Annotated in this window: 14 protein-coding genes; 10 read left to right on the forward strand and 4 right to left on the reverse strand. The window is 62.0% G+C overall.

Annotated features, from left to right (window positions below; all coding sequences use genetic code 11):
* Position 1: 1 nt before the first annotated feature.
* From ACIQC5_RS08515 to ACIQC5_RS08525, 3 genes are read right to left on the reverse strand one after another with little or no spacing between them, the layout of a single operon-like run.
* Positions 2-937, reverse strand: a complete 936-nt coding sequence (locus ACIQC5_RS08515) for a carbohydrate ABC transporter permease (RefSeq protein WP_400280455.1) — start codon at positions 935-937, stop codon at positions 2-4.
* Complete coding sequence (locus ACIQC5_RS08520; RefSeq protein WP_400280457.1) at positions 934-1,995, reverse strand: carbohydrate ABC transporter permease; 1,062 nt, start codon at positions 1,993-1,995, stop codon at positions 934-936. Before ACIQC5_RS08520 ends, ACIQC5_RS08515 begins: the two co-directional genes overlap by 4 nt.
* A gap of 12 nt (positions 1,996-2,007) precedes the next feature.
* On the reverse strand, positions 2,008-3,366 hold the full coding sequence (locus ACIQC5_RS08525; protein ID WP_400280459.1) for an ABC transporter substrate-binding protein: 1,359 nt from the start codon (positions 3,364-3,366) through the stop codon (positions 2,008-2,010).
* Between the two features lie 190 nt (positions 3,367-3,556).
* Between ACIQC5_RS08525 and ACIQC5_RS08530 the strand changes: the two genes are divergently transcribed.
* The 3 genes from ACIQC5_RS08530 (at position 3,557) to ACIQC5_RS08540 (ending at position 6,446) form a co-directional block, all read left to right on the forward strand.
* On the forward strand, positions 3,557-4,576 hold the full coding sequence (locus ACIQC5_RS08530; RefSeq protein ID WP_400280461.1) for a LacI family DNA-binding transcriptional regulator: 1,020 nt from the start codon (positions 3,557-3,559) through the stop codon (positions 4,574-4,576).
* A 108-nt stretch (positions 4,577-4,684) separates the two neighbouring features.
* On the forward strand, positions 4,685-5,506 hold the full coding sequence (nadE, locus tag ACIQC5_RS08535; RefSeq protein WP_400280463.1) for an ammonia-dependent NAD(+) synthetase: 822 nt from the start codon (positions 4,685-4,687) through the stop codon (positions 5,504-5,506).
* Positions 5,507-5,804: 298 nt separating this feature from the next.
* Positions 5,805-6,446 (forward strand): PadR family transcriptional regulator, encoded by a 642-nt coding sequence (locus ACIQC5_RS08540; RefSeq protein WP_400280465.1) that lies wholly within the window; start codon positions 5,805-5,807, stop codon positions 6,444-6,446.
* A gap of 210 nt (positions 6,447-6,656) precedes the next feature.
* Here ACIQC5_RS08540 and ACIQC5_RS08545 read toward each other — a convergent pair whose 3' ends face one another.
* A complete protein-coding gene (locus ACIQC5_RS08545; protein ID WP_400280467.1) occupies positions 6,657-7,373 on the reverse strand; it encodes a FadR/GntR family transcriptional regulator in 717 nt (238 codons plus the stop codon).
* A gap of 269 nt (positions 7,374-7,642) precedes the next feature.
* Between ACIQC5_RS08545 and eat the strand changes: the two genes are divergently transcribed.
* From eat to ACIQC5_RS08580, 7 genes are all read left to right on the forward strand, one after another.
* Positions 7,643-9,073 carry an ethanolamine permease gene (gene eat, locus ACIQC5_RS08550; protein ID WP_400280469.1) on the forward strand — a complete coding sequence of 477 codons (1,431 nt, stop codon included), beginning with the start codon at positions 7,643-7,645 and terminating at the stop codon, positions 9,071-9,073.
* Positions 9,074-9,123: 50 nt separating this feature from the next.
* Positions 9,124-10,506 carry a glutamine synthetase family protein gene (locus ACIQC5_RS08555; protein WP_400280471.1) on the forward strand — a complete coding sequence of 461 codons (1,383 nt, stop codon included), beginning with the start codon at positions 9,124-9,126 and terminating at the stop codon, positions 10,504-10,506.
* On the forward strand, positions 10,487-11,245 hold the full coding sequence (locus tag ACIQC5_RS08560) for a gamma-glutamyl-gamma-aminobutyrate hydrolase family protein (protein WP_400280473.1): 759 nt from the start codon (positions 10,487-10,489) through the stop codon (positions 11,243-11,245). The genes ACIQC5_RS08555 and ACIQC5_RS08560 overlap by 20 nt, the downstream gene beginning before the upstream one ends.
* Positions 11,242-12,612 (forward strand): aldehyde dehydrogenase family protein, encoded by a 1,371-nt coding sequence (locus tag ACIQC5_RS08565; protein ID WP_400280475.1) that lies wholly within the window; start codon positions 11,242-11,244, stop codon positions 12,610-12,612. Before ACIQC5_RS08560 ends, ACIQC5_RS08565 begins: the two co-directional genes overlap by 4 nt.
* Before the next feature lie 33 nt (positions 12,613-12,645).
* Positions 12,646-13,428, forward strand: coding sequence for a 3-oxoacyl-ACP reductase (locus ACIQC5_RS08570; protein ID WP_400280477.1), 783 nt, complete (start codon positions 12,646-12,648; stop codon positions 13,426-13,428).
* Between the two features lie 289 nt (positions 13,429-13,717).
* The gene (locus ACIQC5_RS08575) at positions 13,718-14,476 is read left to right on the forward strand and encodes a MerR family transcriptional regulator (protein ID WP_400280479.1); all 759 of its coding nucleotides are present in this window, start codon (positions 13,718-13,720) and stop codon (positions 14,474-14,476) included.
* 44 nt (positions 14,477-14,520) lie between these two features.
* A complete protein-coding gene (locus tag ACIQC5_RS08580; protein WP_400280481.1) occupies positions 14,521-15,111 on the forward strand; it encodes a TetR/AcrR family transcriptional regulator in 591 nt (196 codons plus the stop codon).
* The last annotated feature ends 74 nt before the right edge of the window (positions 15,112-15,185 follow it).

The following is a 15,185-nucleotide window of genomic DNA, read 5'->3' on the forward strand; positions in this document are numbered from 1 at the left end:
GCTACTTAACTCCTCCGGCGGTAAGACCGCCCACTAGGTAACGCTGGAAAATCAGGTAAAGGATCACAACTGGTGCCGCACAAACGAGCGAAGCCGCCATCATTTGGCCGTACAGCGGGATGGCGCCGCCCTCCTGCGAAGCACCGAAAATCTGCAGTGCCACCGCGGCAGTCTGGCTTTCGGGCCGGGTCATGACCGAGGCAAACAGGACGTCGTTCCAGCCCAGCAGGAAGGCGAAGATTCCCGAAACCACCACACCGGGCCAGCTGAGTGGCAGGATGATGCGGACCAAAACGCCAAGGTTGCTGGCGCCGTCGATCCTTGCGGCCTCTTCCAGTTCGCGCGGCAAGCCGCGCAGGTAGGTGACCATCACCCACGTGGAGAAGGGCATCGCGAAGGTCAGATAGGTGATGAAGAGACCCCACTGCGTCCCGATGACCTGAATACCCAGGTAACTGGCGGCCGACGAGAAGAGGACGAACACCGGCAGGACCATGAGTGTGCCAGGGACAGACTGCAGGGCCAATAGCCCTCGCAGAATGGTGAGCCGGCCCAGGAACTGGTACCGGACCAGCACGTAGGCGATGGAAATGGACATCCCTGCGGACACTATGGCAGTCGCCCCTGCCACGAGCACACTGTTGCCGAGCCCCTTGGCGAGCCCGACGCTGGACCAGATCTTGGTGTAGTTCTCCAGGGAGAACGTGGACGGCCAGAACTCTCCACTGGCAACGCCGATGTCAGAGTTCACTGAGGCCAGGAAAATATAAACCACGGGGATCAGCACAATCGCAGACAGGAACGTCAGGATGATCGCCAGCATTGGCCCCGGCAGCAGTCGGGTCACTTCATGCTGCCGCTTGGAACCGGGTCGCAGCGCCTCGGTGGAGGTGTCTCGGCTGGCCGTGCCGCGGACGGAGGTTGTTGACGTGCTCATTTCTTGCCTCCTGGCGTCTCCGCGTCGTCCAGCTTGACGGCGCGCAGGTAGATGAACAACGGAATGGCAATCAGGACCAAGGACACAAAGGCCATCGCGGCGCTAAGGCCGAAGCGGAAGCTCTGGAAGCTGGTCACGTACGTCAGGATGGGAAGGACTTCGACGTCGGCAGGTGCCGGTACGCCGAACAGCACAAACGGGAGCGTGAAGTTATTGATGTGGTGCAGCATGCCGATCAGGAACGCCAGCGCCAGGGGACCCTTGAGGTAGGGGAAGATGACGTAGCGCAGCTTGTTCCACCACAGAGCACCATCCAGGGCCGAAGCCTCGTGCACCTCGTGGTCCACGGCCTGCAGTCCGGAAAGCGCCAGCAAGTAAATGAACGGCCACGAAGCCCAGATCTGGACCAGGATCAGTGTCCAGTAGGTTTGCGGTCCGTTGAGCCACAGCCCGGAGTCGATGCCGAACGTACCCAAGGCCGAATCCACCACGCCGTCAGGCTGAAACATTGTCCGCCAAACCGTGGCCACAACGAACGACGGAAGTACATACGGAATCAAGAAGATTGACCGGATCAGCGCCCTGCCCTTGAAGGCGTTCTGGGTGGCCACGGCGGCCGCGATGCCCAACGGCAAAGTCACCACCATGGCAATCAGCGAGTAGCTGACGCTCAACCAGACAGAATGCAGGAGAGGCGAATCAGTCAGCGCCTCCACGAAGTTCTCGACACCGATGAACGGGGCACTGATCCATTTGCGAAGCGTGTACTGATCCAGGTTCAGTGCCGACATGTAGATGCCCAGAAGTACCGGCACCACAATGATGACCAGCATCAGCAGCCCGCCGGGGATCAGCATCCAGAGAGGACGATTGCGCTCGCTGAGGCCCTTGCGCCGGGCTGGTTTCTTCCCATTGCCGGAAGGCTGGACGGTGCCGGTGCCGGCGTGTGGTGACTTACCGCCGTCGGACGCTTGATCTGTGGTGGCGGACCGGGACAGCTGCCTTTCGGCAGCCGGATGGGTCACGGCCTTCATTTCCCTGAAGGAATCAGTGGACATTGTGGTTCCTGCCTAGGACTTCGCGGCCCGGTCGAGGGACGCTTGGCCCTTGGACTGCGCGTCCTTGAGCCGGGTTTCCAGGGCGGAATTATCCACGGAACCATTGGCCAGGTCCGGGATGGATTGGACAGTGACGTTCAGGAGGCCAAGCTGGATGTCACCCCAGGCGCCGGTGAACGGAGTGGCCTTGGACTTGCCGGCGGCATCGGCGATCGGCTGGAGCTTCGGGTCAGTCAGGGATGCCAGTGCCTCGGCGTTGGCGGGAAGCTCGCCGAAGATCTTCTGGTAGTTGAGCTGTTCGTCCTTGGAGGTGATGAGCTCAATGTAGGCGAAAGCCAGATCCTTCTGCTGGGAGTAGTCAGCAACCACCACGTTGTCGCCGGAGAGGATGCTGGCTGCCTTGTCGCCGTCGCCCTTTGGCGAAGTTTCGCCCGGCGCCGTGGTGGGCATGATGGAGTAGGCATACTTGCCGGCGATTGCTGACTTATCCAGCGTCGGTACGGAACTGGACGTCGTCATCATCAGGTATCCGGCCTTGCCGGACGCAAAGGCGGCTACGGCGTTGCTGTTGCTCCAACCGATTGCGGCCGGGTCCACCACCTTGTCCTTGGTCAGCCAGCCGAAGTAGGTCTCGTACGCCTTCTTGACCGTGGGGTCATCCATCTTGAGCTTGTCGCCGTCCACCAAGGGGTTGCCGGCCTGGATGGACATGGCCCAAATGAACTTCCACGGGTCATAGTTGTCCTTGTACCCGGTGGCGAGTCCGTAGGTACCTGTGCTGGTGTTGGTCATCTTCTTGGCCTGCTCGGCGAGCTCGTCCCACGTCGTGGCCGGCTTTTCGATGCCTGCGGCGGCAAGGATGTCCTTGTTGTACGCCATGACGAACGGTCGGCTAACAAACGGAATGCCTGCCATATGATCGGCATCCGGACCGGAAATTCCCAGAGCGGCCGGGTTGAAACGGTCCTTTCCGCCCACCTTCTTCCAATCGTCGTCTGAGAGAGTGACAAAGGCCTTGGTGGCGTACGCGGTGGGAGTGAAGGTGGTGCCCAGGCTGTAGACATCGGGACCCTGGCCCGAAACTACCGACGTTTGGATCCGGGTCAGTTCATCGTTGGCGGATGCGAAGGTCTCGAATTCGACATCGGCCCCCGTCTTCGCCTTGAACTTGGCGGCGATGTCCTTGAACCATTCCTTTTGCTGCTCAGGGTACTGGTTGTTGATGCCAGTCAGGACGCTCAATTTCTTGCCGGCGCCGTCCACGGCACCGGCAGTACCTTCGGAACTGCTGCTGCTTCCCCCGCAGGCCGTCAAAGCCAACGCGGCCGCTGCGATCACGGCGGCCAGCTTTGCTGATGGTGCAAACCTCATTGTTTCCTCCTTGGTTACCCAGCCCGCAGGTGGTGGTGTACGTCACAGGGGCTTCGGGTTCGAGTCTATGATTCGGCAAACAGTGCGGCAAGCGGTTGCCAAAAGTTGCCATAAATGCTGCAATTGCCTCACAAGGAGCTCCGCTGCCGCTCAGGCAGGACGGGTCCTACGTTCAGGAAGGCCAGTCACCATGGCAGACGCAAAGACCCGCGCGGCAGGGGCCCCTCCAACCATTCGCGACGTCGCGGAGCTGGCCGGAGTGGCAACTTCCACCGTGTCCAGGGCCTTGTCCAATCCGGGTCGGGTAAACCGGGTGACGCGCGAACGAATCGAAGAAGCCGCAGCTTCCCTGAATTACGTCCCCAGCTCCCAAGCCCGCGGATTGAGCTCAGGGCGCACCAATGCCATCGCCCTCCTGGTGCCCGACGTGACCAACCCGTTCTACTTCGACATCATCCGGGGCACCCAGAACCAGCTCAAAGCAGCCGGCTACACCCAGTTGCTCGTGGACACCGAGGAATCCGCCGAAATGGAAGCAGACACCCTCCGCAAAATGCAGCGGACTGCTGACGGGTTCATCCTGGCGGCCTCCCGCCTGACCGACGCGCAAATACTCGAGGCCGCATCGTCACAAGCAATCGTCACCATCAACAGGTCCTCCGCCAATGCGCCCACCGTCATGATCGACACCCCCGGCGCAGTAGTCCAGGCCTTGGAACACCTCACATCGCTGGGCCACTCGAAGATCTGCTACGTCGGCGGACCGGCGTCGTCATGGTCCAATGCCAAGCGCTGGAAGACGTTCGAGGACGAGAGCCGCGAACGAGGGCTAACCACTTCCCGGGTGGGACCGTTCACCCCAAAGACCACCTCGGGCGCAGCAGCGGCTGACGCCGCCGCCCGCACCGGCGCCACGGCCTGCATCGTGTTCAACGACCTCCTGGCCATCGGTATGCTGCAGCGCCTTAGGGAACGCGGCATCCGAGTGCCCGATGACATGAGCATTGTGGGCTGCGACGACATCTTCGGTGCAGACTTCTGCAACCCGCCGCTCACCACGATCGCCTCTCCGATTGAGCAAGCCGGACGCGTGGCAGTCTCGATGCTGCTTGCCCAACTCGATCCGCTCCACGCCGGCTCCACCCGCCGCTTGGCGGTCATGCCCACACACCTCACGGTCCGGGGCTCAACGGGTCCCGTTCCCAATTAGGGCAGATCAGGTTTTGACGCGTCACAACGGCCCCGACTGCGACTCAGTGGGGATTGCGGCGCGCAACACAGTTGAGCCATTGCGACGCGCCTGACTAGTGTTGGACACATGCGCGAACTCCAGGCCACGATCATTGCCGAAATGGGCGTCCAGCCCCGGATCACCCCTGCAGAGGAGGTCCGCAAACGCGTCACCTTCCTGAAGGAATACCTCAAGGCAACGGGCACGAAAGGCTTCGTACTGGGCATCTCGGGCGGCATCGATTCGTCCCTGGCTGGCCGCCTTGCCCAATTGGCAGTGGAGGAGCTGGAGGCCGAAGGCGTCGACGCCAACTTCGTTGCCGTCCGTCTCCCGTATGGCATCCAGCACGACGAAGATGACGCCCAGGCAGCCTTGGACTTCATCAAGGCCAAGACCGAGTGGACGTTCAATATCTCCGCAGCCGTTGACGGTTTTGAAGACGAGTTCGAGAAGACCACCGGCGCAGCCATTTCAGACTTCCACAAGGGAAACACCAAGGCCCGCGCACGCATGATTGCCCAGTACGCCCTGGCGGGCGAGCACAACTACCTGGTCATCGGTACCGACCACGGCGCAGAGTCAGTGACGGGCTTCTTCACGAAATTCGGCGACGGCGGTGCGGACATCCTGCCGCTGTTCGGCCTGAACAAGCGCCAGAACCGAGAGCTCCTTTCCGAACTCGGCGCGCCGTCCCGCGTCTGGGAGAAGGTCCCTACGGCCGACCTCCTGGACGGCAAGCCCGGCCGCACCGACGAAGACGAACTCGGGGTCCGTTACGACCAGATCGACGACTACCTCGAAGGCCGCGACATCCCCGAGGCTGCGGCTCAGCTCATCGAACAGAAGTATGTGCGCACGCGCCACAAGCGGACCGTTCCGGTCACCATTTTCGACACGTGGTGGAAATAGCCACTACTTTTTAGAACCAACCACGACGGCGGGTGCGGACTTTTGATAAGTCCGCACCCGCCGTCGTGCTTTCCCCAACCCTCACCCACATCCCGCCCCCATTCGGGCAACCCTCACCCACATCCCACCCCCTTTCGGGAAGCCCTCACCCACATCCCACCCCCATTCGGGCAACCCTCACCCACATCCCGCTGGCGCACCAGGAATCCAGGTATTGACGTCGCGATATTTACCGATATATCGTTAACTATCGCCGATACAACTTCGGTGAACCAACAACCGAAAGGACGATGCTGCTATGAAAGGCATCCACGAACACGAAAACACCTCCCCCGAACACGGCCACGGCCATCCCGAGCACGGCCAAACCTGGGGTCGATTCAACAGGGGCAAGGGCCGCCGCGGACCCCACGGTCACGGCGGAGGGGGCTTTGGTCCGGGCGGCTTTGGACCAGGTTTTGGTCCCGGCGGATTCGGTCCCAGGGGCTTCGGTCCGGGCGGTTCGCGACGAGCCAACCGGGGCGATGTCCGCGCCGCGATTCTTTCCCTCTTGGCTGAAGCGCCATCGAACGGTTACGGGCTGATCAAGACCATCGCCGAGAAGACATCAGGCGCATGGCGTCCCAGCCCCGGCTCCGTATACCCGACGCTGCAGCAATTGGTCGATGAAGAACTCATCACCGCAGTAGGCGAAGGCCGCCGTACGGAATTCACGCTCACGGAAGCTGGTCGCGCGTATGTTGCCGAGCATGAGGAAGAGCTGGCCAACGCCTGGAACACGGACGCCAACGGAAGCGACCAGGCTTTCCACCAGAGCATCGGAAAGCTCATGGGCGTCATTCACCAGTTCCGAGTGGCGGCAACCGAAGAGCAGCGCCAAGCAGCCATCGAAAAACTGGACGAGACACGCCGGGCGCTCTACCTCATCCTGGCTGACTAGGGCGTGCCCCAGGTGGAGTCCCCCAATACAGCCAGCCAACCGCCGTCGGGCGCGTTTCGCTTGTACCCACAGGGGCAACCGCAACGCGTTCGACGACGGGAGGTCAGGTTGGGAGCGGCCGGAAACCCGCAGGATCTGACAGAGGATCCACCAAAAACCCGCAGGACCTGAAAGAGGATCCACCAAAAACCCGCGGGACGTGAAAGGGCGTCAGGCCAGGAAGCCGCGTAACAGTGAAGCCGTACCCTCAAGGTGCTCGACGGTGGCCCGCTCCGCGGCCGGCGCATCGCCACGAAGGATGGCCTCCGCGATCTCCGTATGCTGCTCATTGGCATGCTCAAGGTTGGTTCCGAGCAAAGGGATGCGGTCCAGCAGCTCGTTGAGCCTCGCCCGCGTTTCGGCCACCGCGTTCACCAGGCTGGCGGACCCCGACAACTCGGCGATCGCTATATGAAACCGGGCATCCCGGGGCCTGTAGCCTTCAGCCGGAGACGAACTTACTTCAGATAAACAGACCTGCAGGTGCTGCCGGGCTGCTGCCGACAGGTCTGCTTTTGCGGCCAAAGCAGCTGCAGCGGGCTCGATGATGGCCCTGAACAGCAGCACGTCCTCCACTTCGGCAGGATCCAGCGGACCGTCGTCGGGCTTCCGATGCACCGCCGTCGTGGAGACATAGGTTCCACCGTATCGCCCGCGCTGAACCTCCAGATAGCCCGCGCTCTGCAGTTCCCCCAGCGCGTCCCGCAGCGTTGCCCTCGAGACACCGAGTTGTTCGGCCAGCTCGCGTTCCGGGGGCAATTTTTCTGCCGGTGCAAAGATGCCGAGCTTGATGGTCTGCAGAATGTGCTCGATGGTTTCCTCGAACGCGTTGCCACCCCGGACGGGGCGCAGCATCGAGAATGATGGGCCAAACGGTGAGTCCGGCACGCTGTTTCCCCTTACATCGCCGGGCATCCCCTACGGTGGGACGCTGCTGCTTTCATGCTACCTGCACACCCAGTCAAAGGTCATCAAAGTGACCATTGAAAGACGCCCAACACGCCGGAAACCGGCCAGATTTAGAAAAAACCCTTGACGTACGGAATGTGACGCTCCAGACTTTGAATCACACTTTGGACTGAAAACAGTCCTTTAGGATTCGATCGATCCTCAGCTTCTCCTTTCCCAAAAGCATTCCTCAAACGTTAGGGACACGCATGGAAACAGCGCACCAGCCGCTCGGCGGCGAGGACGAGTATTTGAAGCATCGGCGCCTCAAACGGGGTGCGGCCGGTTGGATTCTCTTGGCCGGCTTGGGGGTGGCTTACGTAATCTCCGGCGACTTCGCCGGGTGGAACCTGGGCCTCGCCCAGGGAGGCTGGGGCGGCCTGCTGATCGCCTTCGTGCTCATGGCCATCATGTACACCTGCATGGTTTTCGGTCTCGCTGAACTTTCCTCAACGCTCCCGACGGCGGGGGCTGGCTATGCGTTCGCCCGCCGGGCTTTGGGGCCGCTGGGCGGATACGCCACCGGCATGGCGGTACTGATCGAATATGCGGTGGCACCGGCTGCCATTGCCACGTTCATTGGCGGCTACGTGGAGGCACTGGGCCTCTTTGGCCTGACGAATTCCTGGCCGGTCTACCTGGTCACGTACGTTATCTTCATCGGCATCCACATCCGGGGCGTTGGCGAGGCCTTGAAGATCATGTTTGCCATCACGGCAGTTGCAACCGTGGCGCTGGTGGCTGCAGTGGTTGGCCTTCTTCCGAAATTCGATGCCGCCCGGCTCTTCGATATTGTTCCTGACGGATCCGCCGGTTCCAGCGCGTTCCTGCCCATGGGTATCAGCGGCATCCTGGCGGCCTTGGTCTACGGCATCTGGTTCTTCCTGGCGGTGGAAGGCGTTCCGCTCGCTGCCGAAGAAACCTCGAACCCTCAACGGGACATGCCACGGGGCATCATCGTCGCTGTCGTGATCCTGGTGGTCTTCGGCGCGCTGATGCTGGTACTGGTACCCGGGGCAGCTGGGTCCCAGGCCATGAGCGAGTCGGATAATCCACTTCCGGAAGCCTTGCGCATCGCCTACGGCGGCAACACTTTCCTGGCAGACTTCATCAATTACGCGGGCCTGGCTGGGCTGGTGGCCAGCTTCTTCTCCATCATTTACGCCTATTCACGCCAGCTGTTTGCCCTATCCCGAGCAGGCTACCTCCCCCGCTGGCTCTCCCTCACCGGCAAACGGCGCACCCCGTACTGGGCATTGATCGTTCCTGGCACCATTGGATTCCTCCTTGCGGCCATCACCCAGGATGGTGCCTTGCTCATCAACATCGCAGTCTTCGGGGCCACGGTTTCCTACGTCCTGCTGAACCTCTCGCACATCGTCCTTCGCAAGAAGGAACCCAACCTGGAACGCGGTTACAGGACACCGGGCGGAATCGTCACGACGTCGATTGCCTTGGTCCTGTCCGCGGTGGCAGTCGTGGCGACATTCGTCGTCGACGTCTTTGCCGCTTCCATTACGGCAGCGATTTTTGCCGCTGCCCTCCTTTACTACTGGCTCTACAGCCGGCACCGGATCGTGGCGGGCGCACCCGAGGAAGAGTTCGCCCAACTCGCCATGGCCGAGGCCGAGCTGAAGTAGCAGCCAGCAGAACCTGACATCCACTCACAGAACCACACTGCGGAGACATCATGAATTCCCACATCCAAGAGTCCAGCCGTAACCGGCAGCTCACCGTCGACGAACTGCGCGAAGCCGTAGCAAGCGGCGAAATCGATACTGTCATCGTCGCCATCACCGATGCGCTCGGTCGCCTCCAAGGCAAGCGCTGCGGTGCGCGTTCCTTCCTTGAAGACGTTCTGGATCACGGCGCGGAGGGCTGTAACTACCTGCTCGCCGTGGATGTTGAAATGCAAACCGTGGACGGCTACGCGATGTCGTCCTGGGAGACCGGCTACGGGGACATGGTGATGCTGCCGGACATTTCAACACTCCGGAGGGTCCCTTGGCTCGAAGGCACAGCCATCGTGCAGTGCGATGTCCTCTGGACAGACAGGACGCCGGTAGCCGCATCACCACGGCAGATCCTGAAAGCGCAGATCGAACGGCTCGAAAAGCTTGGCTACCGCGCCCACGTTGGCACCGAGCTTGAGTTCCTGATGTTCGATGACTCATACAACCAGGCCTGGCAGAAGAACTACACCGGCCTCGCGCCGTCCACGCAGTACAACGTGGACTACTCGCTCCTTGCCACGGCCCGGCTGGAACCCGTGATCCGCTCCATCCGCAACAACATGGAGGCAGCTGGCCTGGTGGTCGAGTCGTCCAAGGGCGAATGCAACCTGGGGCAGCAGGAAATCACGTTCCGCTTCGATGAAGCCTTGGCCGCCTGCGATAAGCACGCGTTCTACAAGAACGGGGCCAAGGAAATCGCCGACCAGCACGGCAAGAGCATCACGTTCATGTCCAAGTTCAACGAGCGCGAAGGCAACTCCTGCCACATCCACTTCAGCCTCACCGATTTGGACGGCAACCCCGTACTGGCGGGCGACGGCGAACACGGCTTCAGCCCCTTGATGGAACGCTTCGTTGCGGGTCAACTGGCGGCGCTGCGCGAACTCGCCTACTTCCTGGCGCCCAACATCAATTCCTACAAGAGATTCGTGGAGGGCAGCTTCGCCCCAACGGCGATCGCTTGGGGGCTGGACAACCGCAGCTGCGCGCTCCGCGTGGTGGGTCACGGCCGTGGCCTCCGCACGGAGAATCGGGTGGGCGGCGGCGACGTCAACCCGTACCTCGCCGTTGCGGCCATGATCGCCGCCGTCATTCATGGGATCGAGAACGATCTCCAGTTGCCGGCAATCACCAAGGGCAACGCCTACGAATCCGATGCGGAACGGCTGCCGACTACGCTGCGGGACGCGCGGGACCTCCTGGCCGAGAGCAGCATTGCGCGCAAGGCGTTCGGCGACGACGTGGTGGACCACTACGTCCACGCCGCCAAGGTTGAGCTCACCGCTTACGACAGCGCCATCACAGATTGGGAGCGGGTCCGTGGCTTCGAACGTCTCTGAAACCTACCGCCCGCGAATCGCGCTCACCAGTTACCTCCAGGAGGCCTCCTGGGGCGTCTGGAATACGACGGCGGCAATCCTTCCGGGAAAGTACGTGGAGGCAGTGGTCGCCTCCGGGGCGACGCCGATTCTGCTGCCTCCGTTGGGCACAGACGAGTCGGTGTTGGACCTCGTGGATGGCCTGATCGTGGTGGGAGGTCCCGACGTCGATCCTTCCCTCTACGGCGAACAGCCGCACCCAGCCACCAAACCGCAGCCGCTGCGGGACAGGCACGATTCGGCCCTCATACGGGACGCATTGGACCGTGATCTCCCGCTGTTCGCCATCTGCCGTGGCGCGCAACTCCTCAACGTGGTTTTAGGCGGAACACTGATCCAGCACATCCCCGATGTTCACCCGGAAAGCAACTGCCAGCCGGCTCCGGGAGTCTACGGTGAGGCTGCGATCACAACCACTCCGGGCAGCCTGATCCATGACCTTCTCGGCGCATCAGCCACGTCGCCTTGCTACCACCACCAGGCCATGGACTCTGTGCCAGACACTCTCCGTGTCACGGCCCGATCCGACGACGGACTGGTCCAAGCGCTCGAAACAACGGAAGGCGGGTGGGTGCTTGGTGTCCAGTTCCATCCCGAACAAAACGCCAGCGATCTCAGGCTGTTCCGCGGTTTCGTGGAAGCCGCCGCAAGCTACCGATCCGAACAGTCCGCAACCATGAAAGCGATGTCCCCCGCATGACCGCAACCGTATTTGATGTGATCAATCCGGCCACCGAGGAAGTACTCCAGACGGTTCAACTTGCGGGTTTGGCAGAAACGGATGCCACCATCGCCAAGGCAGCTGCAGCCTACGAATCGTGGCGGGCCGTGGCTCCCGCGGACCGGGCGCTGCTGCTGCGCCGGTTCGCCGCCGCCGTCGACCGCGATCTTGAAAACCTCGCGCAACTGGAGGTGCGCAACGCTGGGCACACCATTGGCAACGCGCGATGGGAGGCGGGGAACGTCCGCGACGTCCTTAATTACTACTCCGCCGCTCCGGAACGGCACTTCGGCCGCCAAATTCCTGTGGCGGGCGGCGTCAACATGACGTTCCATGAGCCGCTGGGCGTGGTGGGCGTGATCGTGCCGTGGAATTTCCCCATGCCGATTGCGGGGTGGGGTTTCGCCCCAGCGTTGGCGGCCGGCAACACGGTGGTGCTCAAGCCGGCGGAGGTCACTCCGCTGACCGCCATCCGTCTTGGCGAGCTGGCACTTGAAGCGGGCATTCCTGATGGTGTTTTCCAGGTCATTCCGGGCAAGGGATCTGTGGTGGGCCAGCGGTTCGTCACCCACCCCGCCGTGCGAAAGGTGGTTTTCACCGGTTCCACAGGCGTTGGTAAGCAGATCATGGCCGGCTGCGCCGATCAGGTGAAGCGGGTGACGCTGGAGCTTGGCGGCAAGAGCGCCAACATCATCTTCGACGACGCCGACCTTGAGCTCGCCGCTGCTGCCGCCCCGAGTGGTGCCTTCGACAACGCCGGCCAGGACTGCTGCGCACGCTCCAGGATCCTTGTGCAACGCAGTGTCTATGACCGCTTCCTGGAGCTTCTGGAGCCCGAAGTTTTGGGCATGACCGTCGGGAACCCGGCCGACGCGGCCACGTCCATGGGCCCGCTGATTTCGGCTCAGCAGCTCCGCACAGTTTCGGCATTTGTGCCCGACGGCGCCCCGGTCGCCTTCCAGGGCAAGGCGCCAGAAGGACCAGGCTTCTGGTTCCCGCCCACAGTGCTGACGCCTGACCTGGACGCGCCCTCGTTCACCGACGAGATCTTCGGTCCGGTAGTCGCCGTCGTGCCTTTCGATGACGAATCCGACGCCATAAGGATCGCCAATAACACCGAGTATGGGCTGTCCGGCTCGATCTGGACGTCCAAGGTGGACCGTGCGCTTCGCGTGGCTCGTGGGGTCGAGTCCGGGAACCTGTCGGTCAACTCGCATTCCTCGGTCCGCTACTCCACGCCGTTCGGTGGCTTCAAACAATCCGGGCTGGGCCGTGAACTCGGACCCGATGCCCTGGATGCCTTCACCGAGGTCAAAAACGTCTTCATTTCCACCCAGTCCGCCTGAACTTTTTCCCACTTATTTCATAGGAGAGCAACCATGCAAGCAGTAGTTTCCAACCGTCTCGCCGGCCGCAGCGCAGTCATCACCGGAGGAGCCAGCGGCATCGGCCTGGCCACCGCGCGCCGGATGGCTGCCGAGGGCGCCAACGTAGTGATCGCAGACATCGAACCGACCTCCGGTCTTGCCGCCGCAGCCGAGGTTGGCGGCCTGTTCGTCAAGGTGGATGTGACCAGCGAAGAAGAAGTCCGCAACCTCTACGCCCAGACCAAAGAGACGTACGGCAGCGTCGACATCGCCTTCAACAACGCCGGCATCTCCCCCGCAGACGACGCCTCCATCCTGGACACAGGAATCGACGCGTGGCGCAGGGTCCAGGAAGTCAATCTGACGTCCGTTTACTACTGCTGCAAGTACGCCATCCCGTACATGCAGGAGCAGGGCAAGGGCTCCATCATCAACACAGCGTCGTTCGTGGCTGTCATGGGAGCGGCAACATCCCAGATTTCGTACAGCGCCTCCAAGGGTGGCGTGCTGTCCATGAGCCGCGAACTCGGCGTCGAATTCGCCCGTCAGGGTATCCGCATCAACGCCCTGTGCCCGGGACCAGTGAACACTCCCCTGCTGAAGGAACTCTTCGCAAAGGACCCGGAAAAGGCTGCCCGTCGTCTGGTCCACGTGCCTTTGGGGCGCTTTGCGGAGCCGGAAGAGCTGGCCGCTGCCGTGGCGTTCCTCGCCAGTGACGACGCTTCCTTCATCACGGCATCCACGTTCCTGGTGGACGGCGGAATCTCGGGAGCGTACGTCACCCCGCTCTCCTAGCACCTTCTGTTAGCGCCCGACGGCGGGTGCGGACTTTTCGGGAAGTCCGCACCCGCCGTCGGACTTTAATGTTCTCTCACATCCCAACCGTCCTGGCCGGATGCTCACTCACGTCCCAACCGTCCTGACCGGATGCTCACTCACATCCCAACCGTCCTGACCGAATGTTCTCTCACATCCCTGATCCTGGCCGACTGATTCCGCCAATCCAGTCCCTTGACCTTGACGTAACGTCAACCATTACTGTCAAAGGACAAGCCCGGAAGGACAGGGCCAGGACGGAGGACCCATGGACTGGTCGATCCAGGAAATCGCCAAGATGGCGGGGACTACCAGCCGCACGCTGCGTCACTACGACGACATTGGGCTACTGAGGCCAAGCAGGACCGGTCACAACGGCTATCGCTACTACGACGGGCCGGCATTGGTGCAGCTCCAGAGGATACTCCTGCTCCGGGAGCTTGGGCTGGGCCTGCCTGCGATTGCCGATGTGCTTGCCCGGGAGACCGACACCGTCAAGGCGTTGAGCGGCCATCTGGAATGGCTTGGTCAGGAGCAGGATCGCCTGGCGCGGCAGATCGCGTCGGTGCGGCAAACCATTGAGACATTGAAAGGGGATGGAAAGCATATGGCACAAGATATGTTTGACGGCTTCGACCACACTCAGTACAAGGACGAGGTGGAGGAGCGCTGGGGCAAGGACGCCTACGCGAAGAGTGACGCGTGGTGGCGTGGGATGAGCGCGGACGAAAAGCAGCAGTGGAAGGATCGCTCCCGGAAGCTTGGCAGCGACTGGATTTCAGCTGCCGAATCCGGAGTTTCACCGGACAGCGCCGAAGCCCAGGACCTGGCCAGGCGGCACGTCGAATGGCTTCGCGGGATCCCCGGAACCCCGACGGCCGTTCCTGGCGGCGATGTGAAGGGCTACGTCACCGGACTCGGCGAAATGTACGTTGCCGATCCGCGTTTTGCGGTCAACTACGGCGGGGAATCGGGAGCCACCTTCGTACGCGATGCGCTGCGGGAGTACGCGGAGAAGAACCTGTAGGCGGTCGAGATGCGCTGATCCGGGTTTGGCAATAGTCTGGCCGAATGGGTACAAGCACCGTAAAGTCCGGCGAACAGGTTGACAGGCAAACGCGCATTCTAGAAGCGGCCCTGGAACTTCTGTCCCGCCACGGCATTTCGGGTATCAACATGCGCGCTGTGGCGCGCGAAGCCGGCGTCGCACTGGGGCTCGTGAATTACTATTACGAAGACAAATCGAGCTTGATTCGCGCGGTGCTTCACCAAATCGAAGAGCACGACCTCCTGCTGGTGGAGCCGACGCCGACCTCAACCCCGGACGAGCAACTCCGGGACGCTCTCCGGCGCGTAGCGGACCCGGAACTCCTGACCACCAGATACCTGTCCCTCCGCCTCCACCTGTGGGCGCTCGCCCAGGCACATGAGGACTTTGCGCAGATCAATGCCGCAGCCTTTGAAAGATATCTCCAGGGGCTTGCGGCGCTGATCGGGAATGCCGTTTCAGGGCTTTCCCCTGAGGAATGCAGGGAGCGGGCAGCCGACGTGGTCGTTGTGCAAAACGGCATGTGGCTCACCACGCTCCTGGGCATAGACAAGGCAGCTATCGAGCGAGGCATTGCCCGCACGGAGCAGATCGCTTTCGCCCCTTCGCGCTGAACTTTGCCACCATTCCAAACGTGAAAGGCACGCGGCAGCCCGGGTTCCAAGGCCTGATGCGGGCTACCGCCGCG

Source organism: Paenarthrobacter sp. NPDC092416 (assembly GCF_044755025.1).
Taxonomy (GTDB): Bacteria; Actinomycetota; Actinomycetes; order Actinomycetales; family Micrococcaceae; genus Arthrobacter.

Bases quoted from the DNA above. Each gene is read 5' to 3' on its own strand.
- ACIQC5_RS08515 (WP_400280455.1), bottom strand. From the start codon at position 937: ATGAGCACGTCAACAACCTCCGTCCGCGGCACGGCCAGCCGAGACACC.
- eat (WP_400280469.1), top strand. From the start codon at position 7,643: ATGGAAACAGCGCACCAGCCGCTCGGCGGCGAGGACGAGTATTTGAAG.
- ACIQC5_RS08520 (WP_400280457.1), bottom strand. From the start codon at position 1,995: ATGTCCACTGATTCCTTCAGGGAAATGAAGGCCGTGACCCATCCGGCT.
- ACIQC5_RS08525 (WP_400280459.1), bottom strand. From the start codon at position 3,366: ATGAGGTTTGCACCATCAGCAAAGCTGGCCGCCGTGATCGCAGCGGCC.
- ACIQC5_RS08565 (WP_400280475.1), top strand. From the start codon at position 11,242: ATGACCGCAACCGTATTTGATGTGATCAATCCGGCCACCGAGGAAGTA.
- ACIQC5_RS08540 (WP_400280465.1), top strand. From the start codon at position 5,805: ATGAAAGGCATCCACGAACACGAAAACACCTCCCCCGAACACGGCCAC.
- ACIQC5_RS08570 (WP_400280477.1), top strand. From the start codon at position 12,646: ATGCAAGCAGTAGTTTCCAACCGTCTCGCCGGCCGCAGCGCAGTCATC.
- ACIQC5_RS08555 (WP_400280471.1), top strand. From the start codon at position 9,124: ATGAATTCCCACATCCAAGAGTCCAGCCGTAACCGGCAGCTCACCGTC.
- nadE (WP_400280463.1), top strand. From the start codon at position 4,685: ATGCGCGAACTCCAGGCCACGATCATTGCCGAAATGGGCGTCCAGCCC.
- ACIQC5_RS08530 (WP_400280461.1), top strand. From the start codon at position 3,557: ATGGCAGACGCAAAGACCCGCGCGGCAGGGGCCCCTCCAACCATTCGC.
- ACIQC5_RS08580 (WP_400280481.1), top strand. From the start codon at position 14,521: ATGGGTACAAGCACCGTAAAGTCCGGCGAACAGGTTGACAGGCAAACG.
- ACIQC5_RS08575 (WP_400280479.1), top strand. From the start codon at position 13,718: ATGGACTGGTCGATCCAGGAAATCGCCAAGATGGCGGGGACTACCAGC.